A 13,761-nucleotide genomic window follows, 5' to 3' on the forward strand; every position below is an offset into this window, starting at 1 on the left:
GACGCCCTGACAACTCTGGCAAAAAAGTGGCTGGCAGGTAATGACCGCCAGCCATGATTCAATCGGAGCATCCAGGGAGGATTACGTATTATGCAAATAACCGAAAACAACCTTTTATCCATCATGCCCAACGCCCGCTCCCAAGCGGGCGTTTTTGTTTCTGCACTCAACAGTGCCATGGCTCGCCGTCATATCGACTCGCCCAAACGCGTCGCGGCGTTCCTTGCGCAAGTCGGCCATGAGTCGGGGCAGTTGCGCTATGTGCGCGAACTGGGCAACAACCAATACCTGAGCAAATACGACACGGGTACGTTGGCCTTGCGTCTGGGCAACACGCCGGAGGCTGACGGCGACGGGCAAAAATACCGAGGGCGCGGGTTGATCCAGATTACTGGCCGTTCGAACTATCGCCAGTGCAGCGTTGGCCTGTTCGGCGATGAGCGTCTGTTGTCCCTGCCCGAACTGCTCGAACAGCCACAATGGGCCGCCGAGTCTGCGGCATGGTTCTGGGAACAGAACGGCTTGAACGAATTGGCCGATCACGATCAGTTCAACACCATCACCCGGCGCATCAACGGCGGGTTGAACGGCCTGCAGGATCGCCTGGAAATCTGGGCACGGGCGAGGGCGGTGCTATGCCAATCCCCTGGCGAGTGATCGCTGTTGTGTTGCTGGCTGCTGGTGCCTTTGCAGCGGCCTGGCAATTTCAGGAGTGGCGCTACGGCCGACAGCTGGCCGAGCAGGCCCGGTTAAACGCCGAAATCCTCAATCAACTGACGCAGACCGCCGCCAGCGCGCAACAGGCCGAGCAGGATAAACGCCTGGCGCTGGAGCAGCGGCTCGCGACCAGTGAACAAACCCACTACCGAGCGCTTAGCGATGCCCAACGTGATCAGGATCGCCTGCGCGATCGTCTTGCCACTGCTGATGTGCGCCTGTCAGTCCTTCTCGACGCCAGCGACGTTGCCCCAGGCTGCAACGTGCCAGCCACCGCCGGCGCCAGCGGCGTGGATCATGCAACCGTACGCGCCCGACTTGACCCGGCGCATGCTCAACGAATTATCGCCATCACCGACACCGGCGACCGTGGACTGATCGCCTTGCAGGCTTGTCAGGCCTATGTCAGAGCGCTGGTGCCCGAACATTTTGAATGAGTCTGTGTATTGAAAGCGCAACCGGCTCGTGTACGGTGGAGGCATTCCACACGATCCGGAGCACGCCGTGAAAGAGATCACTCAACTGGCCGCCGACCTTGGCCGACGTCTGCAACTGCTCAATGCCCACGTCACCACCGCTGAATCGTGTACCGGTGGCGGGATTGCCGAAGCCATCACGCGGATCCCGGGCAGTTCGGCGTGGTTTGAGGCTGGCTACGTCACGTATTCCAACCGGCAGAAAACCCAGCAACTGAATGTACCGACCGAGTTGTTCGAAACGGTGGGCGCGGTCAGTCGCGAGGTGGTTGAGGCGATGGTGCGTGGCGCTCAGGACAAAAGCCTGGCGCGATTTGCCGTAGCGGTCAGCGGTGTCGCCGGGCCGGACGGTGGCTCGCCGAACAAACCGGTCGGTACGGTGTGGCTGGCGTGGGGCGTTGGCGAGATGGTCACCACTGAGGTTCAGCACTTTCCCGGCAACCGCGATGAAGTCCGCCGACAAACGGTGAAGGCCGCGCTAGAGGGGCTCCTGCGACTAGCGGCACGAGAAATCGAAAATCAGGGGTAGGCGATCCGCGAACGCTGTGGAATAATACTGGCTACTTATACAGGTGTTGGCCGTCAGGCCTTATTGATTACGTGAGGACTTTAATGGACGACAACAAGAAGAAAGCCTTGGCTGCGGCCCTGGGTCAGATCGAACGTCAATTCGGCAAGGGTGCCGTGATGCGTATGGGCGATCAAGACCGTCAGGCGATCCCGGCTATCTCCACTGGCTCTCTGGGTCTGGACATCGCGCTCGGCATTGGCGGCCTGCCAAAAGGCCGTATCGTTGAAATCTACGGTCCTGAATCCTCCGGTAAAACCACACTGACCTTGTCCGTGATCGCTCAGGCGCAAAAAGCCGGCGCGACCTGCGCATTCGTCGACGCCGAACACGCCCTCGATCCTGAATACGCCGGCAAGCTGGGCGTCAACGTCGACGACCTGCTGGTGTCCCAGCCGGACACCGGCGAACAGGCACTGGAAATCACCGACATGCTGGTGCGTTCCAACGCGGTTGACGTGATCATCGTCGACTCCGTGGCAGCTCTGGTACCAAAGGCTGAAATCGAAGGCGAAATGGGTGACATGCACGTGGGCCTGCAAGCCCGTCTGATGTCCCAGGCGCTGCGTAAAATCACCGGTAACATCAAGAACGCCAACTGCCTGGTAATCTTCATCAACCAGATCCGCATGAAGATCGGCGTGATGTTCGGCAGCCCGGAAACCACCACCGGTGGTAACGCGCTGAAGTTCTACGCCTCGGTTCGTCTCGACATCCGCCGTACCGGCGCGGTGAAAGAAGGCGACGAAGTGGTCGGCAGCGAAACCCGCGTCAAGGTTGTGAAGAACAAGGTCGCTTCGCCGTTCCGTCAGGCCGAGTTCCAGATTCTTTACGGCAAAGGCATCTACCTCAATGGCGAGATGATCGACCTGGGCGTGCTGCACGGTTTCGTTGAAAAATCCGGCGCCTGGTATGCCTACGAAGGCACCAAGATCGGTCAGGGCAAGGCCAACTCGGCCAAGTTCCTGGCAGACAACCCGGAAATCGCCGCGAAGCTTGAGAAACAACTGCGTGACAAGCTGCTGACGCCGGCAGTGATCGACTCCAAGGCCTCTGCAGTCAAAGAGACTGAAGACGACCTGGCCGACGCTGATATCTGATTGCAGCGATGACCACCGCAGTACTCGATACCCTCGTCGCGGTGCGACGAACCGCCATGGACCTGCTCGCACGTCGCGAGCATGGTCGAGTCGAGCTGACGCGCAAATTGCGTCAGCGCGGCGCCGAGGCGGAGATGATCGAAACAGCCCTCGACCGTTTGACGGAAGAGGGGCTGCTTTCCGAAGCTCGCTACCTTGAAAGCTTTGTTTCCTACCGTGCCCGTTCCGGCTATGGCCCTCTGCGGATTCGCGAAGAGCTGAGCCAGCGCGGTTTGCAGCGCGCCGATATCGAACTCGCCCTGCGCGAAAGCGGTATCAGTTGGCAGGAGCAATTGCAGGAGACGTGGCAACGCAAGTTCTCCGGGCATTTACCGATTGATGCGAAAGAGCGGGCCAAACAGGGCCGGTTCCTGGCCTATCGGGGGTTTTCGATGGAAATGATCAACCGCTTGTTCAGCGGTCGAGGGATGGACGATTAAACCGATTCAATAAAAACGGCCCGCTATGAAAATAGCGGGCCGTTTTTTTTTGCCCTCAAATTACCTTTGACGGTTCGCGGCTGCGTTGCGCTGTTTGCGGTTGGGAATCTGCCCAGTTTTCCGGCAGGTTGATGTAATCGATCAACTCCCTCAGACGCCCGTGAGTGCGCGCGTTGAAGGTGAAGGCCAGTCGCGCCAAATGGCTGAACTGCGCTTCATCGTGTTCCTCGCCGGCGTAGTCGTGCTGATGAAACTGGTCACTCAGGCACAGATCGGCGAATGCTTCCTGCATGTGCTCCAGCGCCTGATCGCTGAGTTTGTGATGCATGCGAATTACGAATTGGCGCTTGAGCCAGCGACTGGAGTGGAAGTTACTGTAGAACTGGTTGATCTGCTCCACCGCCTCGTCGACGCTGTAGACCAGTCGCATCAGTTTCATGTCGGTCGGCAGGATGTAGCGGTTGCTCTCCAGTTGCTGGCGGATAAAGTCCATCGCGCCCTGCCAGAACGTGCCGCCCGGCGCATCCAACAGCACCACCGGCACCAATGGACTTTTACCGGTCTGGATCAATGTCAGCACTTCCAGCGCTTCATCCAGCGTGCCGAAGCCACCGGGGCATAAAACCAGTGCGTCGGCCTCTTTGACGAAAAACAACTTGCGGGTAAAGAAGAAGTGGAACGGCAGCAGATTGCCGGTGCCGTCCACCGTCGGGTTGGCATGCTGTTCGAAGGGCAGGGTGATATTGAACCCGAGGCTGTGATCGCGGCCGGCACCTTCGTGCGCGGCGGCCATGATGCCGCCGCCAGCACCGGTGATGACCATCATTCCCGAGCGGGTCAAGGCTGCACCGAGTTCGCGAGCCATCGCATACAACGGATGTTCGACCGGTGTGCGCGCCGAACCGAATACGGTGACTTTGCGTCGGCCCTTGAATTGCTCCAGTACCCGAAACGCCTGCTCCAGTTCGCGCAGGGCTTGCAAGGTTATCTTGGCATTCCAGCGGTTATGGTCTTCCTGGGCCATGCGCAGCACGGTCAGGATCATGTCGCGGTAGATGGGGATATTCGGGCTGTTGGGGGAAACACGGTTGAGTTGTTCTTCGACCTTGCTGATGAGGTCGGGGCCGCTTTCCTGAAAATGACGACTGAGCAAGTCATTCGGTTGGTAAGGCATTCAACGTCTCCTTCTGCACAGGGCGTCGGCCCTGACGAGCGGCGTCAGTGCCGCGCTGCAAAAAACACACGATCGGCAGTTCCTTGCCTGCCGTTGAAAAAAGATCGGGAATACACTGAATCTAGACCCTCGCACGGATTTGCGCTGACTTGATCATTGCGCCGTAAAGTTTTGGCTGGCAATCGTTAATTGATTTTCCGCGCGTTGCTTCACCGCTCGTCCGAACGTGCGCCAAGCGTCAATCCCTCTGATTAACTAACGTACAGGCGCCGTACGACAGCTTTGCGTCAACGACTGTAGGCCAGGCGCATGCAATTCAAGGATTCGTGGGTGGCAAGGAGGCGGGACATATGGCCAGAGTGATTCTGGAGATCGATACGCAGCTGTATCGGATGTTGAAAGCGGCAGCCGAGACCAATCAACTCAGTCTCGAAGAGGAGTGCTGCCGGCGGTTGGCGGGCGGCGAGCGCCGTTCACACTATCTACAGGCCTTGCTGGCCGAACTGCGCGCCGAGGATGAACAGCGGCGCGCCAATTCGCGATGATTACTTCTTCTTCGCCGGGGCGGCTTTCGGGCAATCCGATTCCTGGTAGCTGGCGGAGCCGATCGCTTTGTTGGTTTTCACTTCAGTGAAGTCGTAACGCATGATCGCACCCTTGGCCATCAGCTTGCGGAACGACGGGTTGTTGCACACCGAGGCGCCCAACTGGAAATACACGGCTTTAGGGTCAGCGCGCATTTTGTCGGCGTGGCTCTTCTGCACGCTCAGGTGGTTGATCAACTGCGTGCCTTCCACGGTGAAACCCTGATCAAGAATGTCTTCACTGATGGCGCGTGGCGTGCCGACGCTGCTTTGTGCGGCGACGTTGCGCAGCTCGCGGTTCAGATTCTGCTCACTCAGGGATGCAGCCTGAGCGGTGAAGGACGACGCCAGCAGAATGGCAGCGGTAGGAACGATAAGGCGCAGCATGAAACTCTCCTGATTCAGTGACTGGTGGTTCGACCAGCCCTGTGGCTGTGCGTTCAGTGGCGCCGGATTATAGGGGAGCCGGTCGGGACGGTACAGGTTTGCACTCGCCGCTCTGGTAAACTGCCGGCCTTTATAGCCTTGCCGAGTGCTGTGCGTGTCGAGTTTTCCTGCCGTAAGGCGTTGCCCGTGACCCATCATGCCCCCAACGCCGTAGCCCGCTTGCGCGATCAGCGCGAGGACGAGGGCATCAAGCCGATTCAGGCCCGTGGCTTTCGCTCCGAACGTTGCCGCGATTGCCGGGTGATCATCAGCCATTGCCTGTGCGCATGGCGACCTAGTGTCGAGACGCGGTCGGGCGTGTGCCTGATCATGACCGGCAAGGAAGTGTTCAAACCGAGCAACACCGGTTGGCTGATTGCCGACGTGGTACGCGATAACCATGCGTTTATCTGGTCGCGTACCGAGCCCGATCCGCAGATGCTGGCGCTGCTCAATGACCCGCAATGGCAACCGTACCTGGTGTTTCCCGGCGAATACGTGGAGCCCTCGCGAGTCACCAACACCGTCGCCATCGATAGCAGCAAGCGCCCGCTGTTCATTCTGCTCGACGCCACCTGGACCGAAGCGCGGAAGATTTTCCGCAAGAGCCCGTATTTCGACCGTTTGCCAATCCTCAGCCTGCTGCCCGACAAACTCTCGCGCTACCGCTTGCGCCGTTCGACCCGCAGTGAGCACCTGTGCACCGCCGAAGTCGCGGCGTTGTGCCTGGAGCTGGCCGGTGACAGCGACGCCGCCTCGGCGTTGGACGCCTATTTCGATGTGTTCAGCCAGCATTACCTCGGCGCCAAACAGCAACTGGACATGAATGAAGCGACGCCGGCCCACGCCGAGTTGTTGCCTTATATACGAAAGCCGCAGCCGGAGTTGGCCCAATAGTGGCCCATACTGTACAAGCCAGCGGCCGTGCTGCTTGACCACCCCGTCTTCGCTGGGCATGCTTGGCGCCGATTAGGGTGCGGCCAAGGTTTGAAACGCCGTGTTTGCTGTTGATTGGCGTTGAACGTGCCCCTGTGGATATCGCTTGAAAGCGGCATCTTGAGTTGCTTTGGCCAGACCGGAATGCTCCGGATCTGCCATCAAAAACAGGATCATTTGAAAAATGGCCACATACGACATCCTGATTGCCGATGATCACCCCCTGTTTCGCAGCGCCCTGCATCAAGCGGTGACGCTGGGCCTTGGCCCGGATGTACGGCTGGTGGAAGTGGCGAGCATCGCCGAGCTGGAAGCGCGTCTGACCGAAAAGGCTGATTGGGATCTGGTCCTGTTGGACCTGAACATGCCCGGCGCTTTCGGGTTTTCCGGGTTGGTCATGCTGCGCGGGCAGTACCCGCAGATTCCGGTGGTGATGGTTTCGGCGCAGGAAGAAGCTTCGGTGATGGTCAAATCCCGTGAGTTCGGCGCCAGTGGTTTTATTCCCAAGTCCAGCGACCTGAGCGTGATTCAGGAAGCGGTGCGCAAAGTGCTCGATGGCGATGTGTTCTGGCCGCCACAAGCGTTCGAGGCGGTCAGTGTTTCCGACGAAGCCAAAGCCGCCAGCGATGGCCTCGCCAGCCTGACGCCGCAGCAGTTTCGCGTGTTGACCATGGTCTGCGAAGGCCTGTTGAACAAGCAGATTGCCTATGAACTGAGCGTGTCGGAAGCGACCATCAAGGCCCACGTCACGGCGATCTTTCGCAAGCTGAATGTGCGCACTCGCACGCAAGCGGCTTTACTGCTGCAACAACTTGAGTCAATTCCGAGCCAATAATGGCTGGCGTCTTCACGCTTTTTTGACTTTTGTTGATCTAGCTTTCCCACTCCTTTTTGGTTGGTTTCTACTTTATGTCACCTTTCAAGGGCCAGACCGGCCTGAAACGTATCCTCAATGCCTCCGGTTACTCGCTGGATGGCCTGCGCGCAGCTTTCACTGGTGAAGCGGCGTTCCGCCAACTGGTACTGCTCAATGTGGTGCTGATTCCGCTGACGTTCTTCCTCAATGTCAGCCGTGTCGAACAAGCGCTATTGATCGCTGTGTGCCTGTTGGCGCTGATCGTCGAGTTGCTGAATTCGGCGGTGGAAGCGGCCATTGACCGCATCTCGCTGGAACTGCATCCACTGTCGAAGAATGCCAAGGACATGGGCAGCGCCGCACAATTCGTGGCACTGAGCATGATCGCGCTGGTGTGGGCAGTGATTCTGCTTTAAGCGATTGTCGGCAAAACGATCTCGTCGCTGCGCTGCACCCCGGCGGTGAAAGCGCGGCACAGATCGAGAAATTCGCGCATGGCAGAAGTCTGATATTTCTGTTTGTGCCAGATGAAGTAGAACTGTCGCGCCAGATCCAGATCCGGCGTTTCCACCGGTACCAGACTGCCGCGGCGGAACGCATCACGCAGCGCCAGCCGCGAGATGCAGCCAATCCCTAGTCCTGATTCCACCGCGCGTTTGATCGCTTCGGTGTGTTCCAGCTCCAGTCGGATATTCAGTGCGCTACGATGGTGACGCATGGCCTGATCGAAGGTCAGCCGCGTGCCGGAACCCTGTTCACGCAGAATCCATGCCTCGCGAGTCAGTTCTTCCATGGTCGCGCTGCCGCGTTGGGCCAGCGGATGCTGCGGCGCGCAGAACACCACCAGCTCATCTTCAACCCAGCTCTGCACTTCGATGTCCGGGTGGCTGCAATCACCTTCGATTAGACCCAGATCAATTTCGTAGTGGGCGACTTGTTGCACGATATTGGCCGTGTTCTGTACGTGCAGCTTCACCTGGCTTTCCGGGTGGCGCTGCATGAAACTGCCGATCAGCAGGGTCGCCAGATAATTGCCGATGGTCAGCGTCGCGCCCACCGACAGCGAGCCGAAACCGGATTTGCCGTTGAGCAGGTCTTCGATTTCCTTGGCCTGATCGAGCAGGGCCACCGCTTGCGGCAAGAGCTGTTTGCCGAGGGCATTGAGGCTCAGCCGTTTGCCGGCGCGGTCGAACAGCTGGCAGCTGGATTGGCGCTCGAGTTCGGTGATCGACGTGCTGGCGGCCGACTGCGAGAGGTTGAGCAGACCCGCAGCACGGGATACGCTTTCCTGCTGGGCGACGGCGACGAAGACTTGCAGTTGACGGAGAGTAAATCGCATATCGATATAACCGATAACCCTTATCTTAATAATCCAGTTAACAGATATTGTCGTCGCTATTAGAATGCGATGCAATTGCGCACCGTCGCCTTCAAAAGCCAGCGCAGACCCAATCTCCAGGAGTCAAACGTACATGAGCAACATGAACCACGAGCGTGTCCTCAGTGTTCATCACTGGAACGACACTCTGTTCAGCTTCAAGTGCACCCGCGATCCGGGCCTGCGCTTCGAGAACGGTCAGTTCGTGATGATCGGCCTGCAACAGCCCAACGGCCGCCCGCTTATGCGCGCTTACTCGATCGCCAGCCCGAACTGGGAAGAGCATCTGGAGTTCTTCAGCATCAAGGTGCAGGACGGCCCGCTGACCTCGCAACTGCAGCACTTGAAGGAAGGCGACGAGATCATCATCTCGAAGAAGCCTACCGGCACCCTGGTTCTCGACGACCTGAACCCGGGCAAGCACTTGTACCTGCTGAGCACCGGCACCGGTCTGGCGCCGTTCATGAGCGTGATTCAGGACCCGGAAACCTACGAGCGCTTTGAAAAAGTGATCCTGGTTCACGGTGTGCGTTACGTCAACGAAGTCGCGTATCGCGAATTCATCACCGAGCACTTGCCGCAGAACGAGTTCTTCGGCGAGGCGCTGCGTGACAAGCTGATCTACTACCCGACCGTGACCCGCGAGCCTTTCGAGAATCAGGGCCGCCTGACCGACCTGATGCGCAGCGGCAAGCTGTTCAGCGACATCGGCCTGCCACCGATCAACCCGCAGGACGACCGCGCGATGATCTGCGGTAGCCCGAGCATGCTCGACGAGACCAGCGAAGTGCTCGACAGCTTCGGCCTGAAGATCTCGGCGCGGATGCGCGAGCCGGGTGATTACCTGATCGAGCGTGCGTTCGTCGAGAAGTAAGCCCCCCCTTAAAAAGCCCCCATTGCCTATGCAGGCAATGGGGGCTTTTTTATGCCCGAAACATTTCCTTCATGCCTGCCACGATCCATGTGGGTGCGGCCTCAGGCTGTGGCAGGAATGACTTCGAGCACGCGGATCTGCTCAGGCGTCGGGTAATGCCAGCGCACATCCAGATCCCAGAATTGCGCGCCGTACTCGCGTTCAGGCGCCGGGATTTGATAGGCCGGACGCGGATCCTGGGCCAGGCACTGTTCAATCAGCTCAACCAAGGGTTCGCCAAGGCGCTGAGCGTGTGTGTGCGCTTGTTTCAGCGCTGAGTCCGTCCACCGCACGTCAATCAACTGCGGCGCGGCGCTGGCGATGCTGTTGGCGGCGTTGGGAATGATGTCGGCGTAAGGCACGTAGGGCTTGATGTCGAGAATCGGCGTGCCGTCGAGCAAGTCGATCCCGGAGATGAACAACCGATTGGCTTCAACCTTGTCCAGTTTCACCACCGATTGGCCGATGCCGTTTGGTCGATGGGTGGCACGGGTGGCGAACACGCCCATGGACTTGTTGCCGCCCAGTCGCGGTGGGCGGACTTTCAGCCGTGGTTTGTCTTCCAGCGCCTGATGGAACAGAAACAGTAGCCAGACATGACTGACCTGTTCCAGGCCTTGCACCGCGTCACCCTGATCGAACGGCGCCACCAGTTCCAGCACGCCACGGGCGGCGGGGGCCAGTTGCGGTTGACGGGGGATGGCGAATTTCTCCTTGAAGCAGGAGCGCACGAAGCCGATGGGGGAGACGCTGTAAGTCATGGTTTGCATTCGAAGCGGGGCAGGGGTGGGCATGATAACCCGTCCCGTCTCAAGTCTGGTGGTGGCAGGGCGGACGCCATCGCGAGCAGGCTCACTCCTACAGGGTTGTGGATGTATACAAAATCTCTGTTCGCTGAAAATCCCTGTAGGAGTGAGCCTGCTCGCGATAGCTTCACCGCCGACCTAGAGGCTGAATCCGCCATCAAGAGGAATAATATTCCCGGTCATATAAGCCCCGGCCGTACTCGCCAGACTGATCGCCAACGCCGCCATTTCCTCTTCACGCCCCCAACGCTTCATCGGAATCAGCGCCGTATCCTCGGCCAACGCCTGCTGATCATTGCCAATATGCTGAGTCATCTTGCTCGGAAAGCGCCCCGGCGCGATCACGTTGACGTTGATGTGCTGACTCACCAGCTCCCGCGCAAGAATCCGCGACAATTGATGCAGGGCGGCCTTACTCGGCCCGTAGGCATACGCCTGCTCGCCAAACGAAGAAATCCCCGCCACCGAACCGATGTTGATGATCCGCGCCGGGTTCGCCGCCGAACCCGCTTTGCGCAACAACGGTAGAAACTGCTGGATGCAACTGAACACCGACGTCACGTTGAGCTGCATGACTTTTTCCCAACCCTTGACCGGGTAGCTCTCCAGCGGCGCGCCCCAAGTAGTGCCGGCGTTGTTCACCAGAATATCCAGATGCGTGATCTGCTCGCCCAGGCGCGCGGCCAGTTCCTGCACGCCTTCTTCTGTCGCCAGATTCGTCGCCACGCCGTGACACTTGCCCAAGGCGCTGAGTTCTTCCGCGGTTTGATGGCAGGCTTCGGCGTCGCGCGAGCAGACATAGACGCGCGCGCCAGCCTCGACAAAGGCTTTGGCGATCATTTTGCCGATACCACGGGTGCCGCCGGTCACCAGAGCGGTGCGGCCTTGCAGGGAGAAATACGGGTGCATGGCGATTCCTGAGTGCTAGGGATCAATACACCCTAGTCGTCAGCCGCGAAAAGCGGAGCCACTATTTTCAGAGGGAATGAGCGGTCATGCGTTGCGGCGGCGACCATCAGTCGCCACCGCAGAAGGGGATCAGGCCGGGCGAACGCGCAGGGTCAGACCCTTGAGGAAGTTGCGCAGCAACTGGTCGCCACACGGGCGGTAGTTGGTGTGGCCGACCTTGCGGAACAGCGCACTCAGCTCAGGCTTGGACACCGGGAACTCGGCGGCCTTGAGGATCGCGTGCATGTCGTCTTCTTTCAGTTCGAAGGCCACGCGCAGCTTTTTCAGAATGATGTTGTTGGTCACCGGCACTTCGATCGGCTGCGGCGGACGGCTTTCGTCCTTGCCACGCTTGAAGATCACCAGACCGTCGAGGAAGTGCGCGATGACTTCGTCCGGGCAGCGCACGAAACCTTCTTCGTCTTCTTCTTTCTTGTCGAGCCAGGTCACTACGTCGGCGAGCGCTACTTCCATGCCGCCGAGCTTGATGATTTCGACAACTTTCTTGTCGCTGATGTCGAGCATGTAGCGCACGCTGCGCAGTACGTCGTTATGAATCATGTGAATAATCCTGATAAGCGTTGTGGGCAGCACGCGGGCGCGCTGCCGGAATGTGTGGCGGCAGTGGAAGTCTTAGAACTTCTCTTTGCCGGACAGGTAGCGCCATTGGCCAACCGGGACCTTGCCGATCGAGACGCCGCCGATACGGATGCGACGGATGCCGATGACCTTCAGGCCCACCGCTTCGCAAAACTGGGCGATGATGCCGGGCTGCGGGTTCTTCATGGCGAAGCGCAGCCGGTTTTCGTTCTGCCAGCTGGCCTTGACTGGCGGCAGCTCCTTGCCCTTGTGGGTCAGGCCGTGCTGCAGGCGATTGAGGCCGTGGGCGACCATGTCGCCTTCGACCTCGACCACATATTCCTGCTCGATCTTCGCGGCGTCGGCAGTGAGCTTGCGGAGGATTTTCCAGTCCTGGGTGAATACCAGCAGGCCGCTGGCCTTGGCTTGCAGGTCGGCGCTGGCGGTCAGGCGCAGGAAGTGCCCGCGCAACGGGCGCTTGCTGAATCGGTGTTCTTCGCTGAGGGTTTCGGCGCTCAGCGATTGCATGGCGGTCTCGACATCCATGCCAGCCGGCGCGTTGAGCAGGATGGTCACCGGCTCCGGCGCGGTGGCCTTGGCGTCCTTGTCGAGCTCGACCTTCTGGTCGCCGACCTTGAATTGCGGCTCGTCAATCACTTCGCCGTCAACGGTGACCCAGCCGCCCTCAATGAACAGTTCGGCCTCCCGGCGGGAGCAACCGACCAGTTCGATGAGGCGTTTGGAGAGGCGAATCGGGTCAGTCATGACAGGGCCGTAACAAAAAAGGGGTGGGCATTGTACCTGTGTGGCGCCGGTTAAGCCCGGTTCCATTTACAGGCTGTTTGCAATTCCCTGTGGGAGCCAGCCTGCTGGCGATTGCATCACCGCGGTGTATCTGACTGACCGCGGCGCATGCATCGCGAGCAGGCTCACTCCTGCATGGGGTTGTGTTGTGTCAGCCGTTGCTTGAGCGTTGCTGGTTTTGGCGTAAGCGCATGTGCAGCAACGGATACGGCTGGCCCATGCCATCCACCTCCGAACGGCCGATCACCTCAAAACCCTGCTTGAAGTAAAAGCCCAAGGCTTGTGGGTTCTGCTCGTTGACGTCGAGTTCATCGGCATTCAAGTGCTGCATCGCGTAGGTGAGCAGTTTCTTGCCCAAGCCCTGGCCACGATGTTCGGGATCGATGAACAGCATTTCAATCTTGCCCGCCGCGACACCGGCAAACCCGGTGATGCGCTGATTGGCGTCTTTGGTGCAGATCAGCATCACTGCATCCAGATAACGCGTGAGCACCAGATTGCGCAGCAGCTCGATATAGCTGTCCGGCAGAAAATCATGTGTCGCGCGAACCGAGGCCTCCCAGACCCGGGTCAGTTCCTGGTAATCGCTGAGTTTCGGCGTGTGGATGACCGAATGGTGACGCATGCCCGTCTGCCTCTTGTCCGTTTCAAGGGAGTCCGTCCCCCGCTAAACGATAGCCGTAAAAAAGCCCCGCATCTCGTAAAAAGAGCGGGGCTTTTTGTATTTTTTGCGGTGTCTGGCTGGCTGTTTCTGTCGCCAGCAAGAGCTCACCCCCTCACCCCAACCCTCTCCCCCAAGGGGGCGAGGGGGAAGGGAGCTGATCTTCGTGCTGTTCAAAACCTGAGTTCGACTCGAACGTTCAGGTCGGTGCAGCTCGCAAGAACACATAGATCAGTCCCCTCTTCCTCCGGGAGGGAGCGAGGGGGAAGGGAGCTGATCTTCGTGCTGTTCAAAACCTGAGTTCGACTCGAACGTTCAGGTCGGTGCAGCTCGCAAGAACACATAGATCAGTCCCC

The 13,761-nt window shown here is 59.1% G+C and carries 19 protein-coding genes; 10 read left to right on the forward strand and 9 right to left on the reverse strand.

The window, feature by feature from the left end:
* The first annotated feature begins 90 nt into the window (after positions 1-90).
* The 5 genes from HU754_RS07365 (at position 91) to recX (ending at position 3,340) form a co-directional block, all read left to right on the forward strand.
* Entirely contained in the window at positions 91-657 is a 567-nt protein-coding gene (locus tag HU754_RS07365) for a glycoside hydrolase family 19 protein (protein ID WP_186622118.1), read from the forward strand.
* A complete protein-coding gene (locus HU754_RS07370; protein WP_186622120.1) occupies positions 636-1,154 on the forward strand; it encodes a lysis system i-spanin subunit Rz in 519 nt (172 codons plus the stop codon). Before HU754_RS07365 ends, HU754_RS07370 begins: the two co-directional genes overlap by 22 nt.
* Before the next feature lie 67 nt (positions 1,155-1,221).
* Positions 1,222-1,722 carry a CinA family protein gene (locus HU754_RS07375; protein WP_186622122.1) on the forward strand — a complete coding sequence of 167 codons (501 nt, stop codon included), beginning with the start codon at positions 1,222-1,224 and terminating at the stop codon, positions 1,720-1,722.
* Between the two features lie 83 nt (positions 1,723-1,805).
* Positions 1,806-2,861, forward strand: coding sequence for a recombinase RecA (gene recA / locus HU754_RS07380; RefSeq protein ID WP_007908746.1), 1,056 nt, complete (start codon positions 1,806-1,808; stop codon positions 2,859-2,861).
* 8 nt (positions 2,862-2,869) lie between these two features.
* Positions 2,870-3,340, forward strand: coding sequence for a recombination regulator RecX (recX, locus tag HU754_RS07385; protein WP_007908744.1), 471 nt, complete (start codon positions 2,870-2,872; stop codon positions 3,338-3,340).
* 55 nt (positions 3,341-3,395) lie between these two features.
* Here the strand turns inward: recX and HU754_RS07390 are convergent, their stop codons facing one another.
* Positions 3,396-4,514 (reverse strand): LOG family protein, encoded by a 1,119-nt coding sequence (locus tag HU754_RS07390; RefSeq protein ID WP_093436427.1) that lies wholly within the window; start codon positions 4,512-4,514, stop codon positions 3,396-3,398.
* Positions 4,515-4,864: 350 nt separating this feature from the next.
* On the opposite strand from HU754_RS07390, the gene HU754_RS07395 reads away from it, so the two are divergent.
* Entirely contained in the window at positions 4,865-5,059 is a 195-nt protein-coding gene (locus tag HU754_RS07395) for a hypothetical protein (RefSeq protein WP_077571372.1), read from the forward strand.
* Here HU754_RS07395 and HU754_RS07400 read toward each other — a convergent pair whose 3' ends face one another.
* Positions 5,060-5,485, reverse strand: a complete 426-nt coding sequence (locus HU754_RS07400; RefSeq protein WP_016985722.1) for a PA3611 family quorum-sensing-regulated virulence factor — start codon at positions 5,483-5,485, stop codon at positions 5,060-5,062. It abuts the gene before it with no gap.
* 186 nt (positions 5,486-5,671) lie between these two features.
* Here HU754_RS07400 and HU754_RS07405 point away from each other — a divergent pair, with 186 nt between their 5' ends.
* A complete protein-coding gene (locus HU754_RS07405; RefSeq protein WP_099758165.1) occupies positions 5,672-6,421 on the forward strand; it encodes a tRNA-uridine aminocarboxypropyltransferase in 750 nt (249 codons plus the stop codon).
* A 72-nt stretch (positions 6,422-6,493) separates the two neighbouring features.
* Here the strand turns inward: HU754_RS07405 and HU754_RS07410 are convergent, their stop codons facing one another.
* The gene (locus HU754_RS07410) at positions 6,494-6,652 is read right to left on the reverse strand and encodes a hypothetical protein (RefSeq protein ID WP_157786312.1); all 159 of its coding nucleotides are present in this window, start codon (positions 6,650-6,652) and stop codon (positions 6,494-6,496) included.
* On the opposite strand from HU754_RS07410, the gene erdR reads away from it, so the two are divergent.
* A complete protein-coding gene (gene erdR / locus HU754_RS07415) occupies positions 6,645-7,295 on the forward strand; it encodes a response regulator transcription factor ErdR (protein ID WP_095119237.1) in 651 nt (216 codons plus the stop codon). The two genes, HU754_RS07410 and erdR, sit on opposite strands and share 8 nt — an antisense overlap.
* A 74-nt stretch (positions 7,296-7,369) precedes the next feature.
* The gene (locus HU754_RS07420) at positions 7,370-7,732 is read left to right on the forward strand and encodes a diacylglycerol kinase (protein WP_003222276.1); all 363 of its coding nucleotides are present in this window, start codon (positions 7,370-7,372) and stop codon (positions 7,730-7,732) included.
* Here HU754_RS07420 and HU754_RS07425 read toward each other — a convergent pair.
* Positions 7,729-8,655, reverse strand: coding sequence for a LysR family transcriptional regulator (locus tag HU754_RS07425; protein ID WP_093436421.1), 927 nt, complete (start codon positions 8,653-8,655; stop codon positions 7,729-7,731). The two genes, HU754_RS07420 and HU754_RS07425, sit on opposite strands and share 4 nt — an antisense overlap.
* 133 nt (positions 8,656-8,788) lie before the next feature.
* Between HU754_RS07425 and fpr the strand changes: the two genes are divergently transcribed.
* Positions 8,789-9,568, forward strand: coding sequence for a ferredoxin-NADP reductase (gene fpr / locus HU754_RS07430; RefSeq protein WP_007908723.1), 780 nt, complete (start codon positions 8,789-8,791; stop codon positions 9,566-9,568).
* Between the two features lie 101 nt (positions 9,569-9,669).
* Here fpr and tsaA read toward each other — a convergent pair whose 3' ends face one another.
* From tsaA to HU754_RS07455, 5 genes are all read right to left on the reverse strand, one after another.
* Positions 9,670-10,368, reverse strand: a complete 699-nt coding sequence (gene tsaA / locus HU754_RS07435; protein WP_186622129.1) for a tRNA (N6-threonylcarbamoyladenosine(37)-N6)-methyltransferase TrmO — start codon at positions 10,366-10,368, stop codon at positions 9,670-9,672.
* Between the two features lie 183 nt (positions 10,369-10,551).
* Positions 10,552-11,322, reverse strand: a complete 771-nt coding sequence (locus HU754_RS07440; RefSeq protein ID WP_186622131.1) for an SDR family oxidoreductase — start codon at positions 11,320-11,322, stop codon at positions 10,552-10,554.
* A gap of 129 nt (positions 11,323-11,451) precedes the next feature.
* Positions 11,452-11,922 (reverse strand): YehS family protein, encoded by a 471-nt coding sequence (locus HU754_RS07445; protein WP_007908719.1) that lies wholly within the window; start codon positions 11,920-11,922, stop codon positions 11,452-11,454.
* Positions 11,923-11,994: 72 nt separating this feature from the next.
* A complete protein-coding gene (locus HU754_RS29775; RefSeq protein ID WP_042704893.1) occupies positions 11,995-12,705 on the reverse strand; it encodes an rRNA pseudouridine synthase in 711 nt (236 codons plus the stop codon).
* Between the two features lie 190 nt (positions 12,706-12,895).
* Positions 12,896-13,369 (reverse strand): GNAT family N-acetyltransferase, encoded by a 474-nt coding sequence (locus tag HU754_RS07455; protein WP_186622134.1) that lies wholly within the window; start codon positions 13,367-13,369, stop codon positions 12,896-12,898.
* Between the last annotated feature and the right edge of the window lie 392 nt (positions 13,370-13,761).

It is taken from the genome of Pseudomonas zeae, from assembly GCF_014268485.2.
GTDB classification, from domain to species: domain Bacteria; phylum Pseudomonadota; class Gammaproteobacteria; order Pseudomonadales; family Pseudomonadaceae; genus Aquipseudomonas; species Aquipseudomonas neuropathica.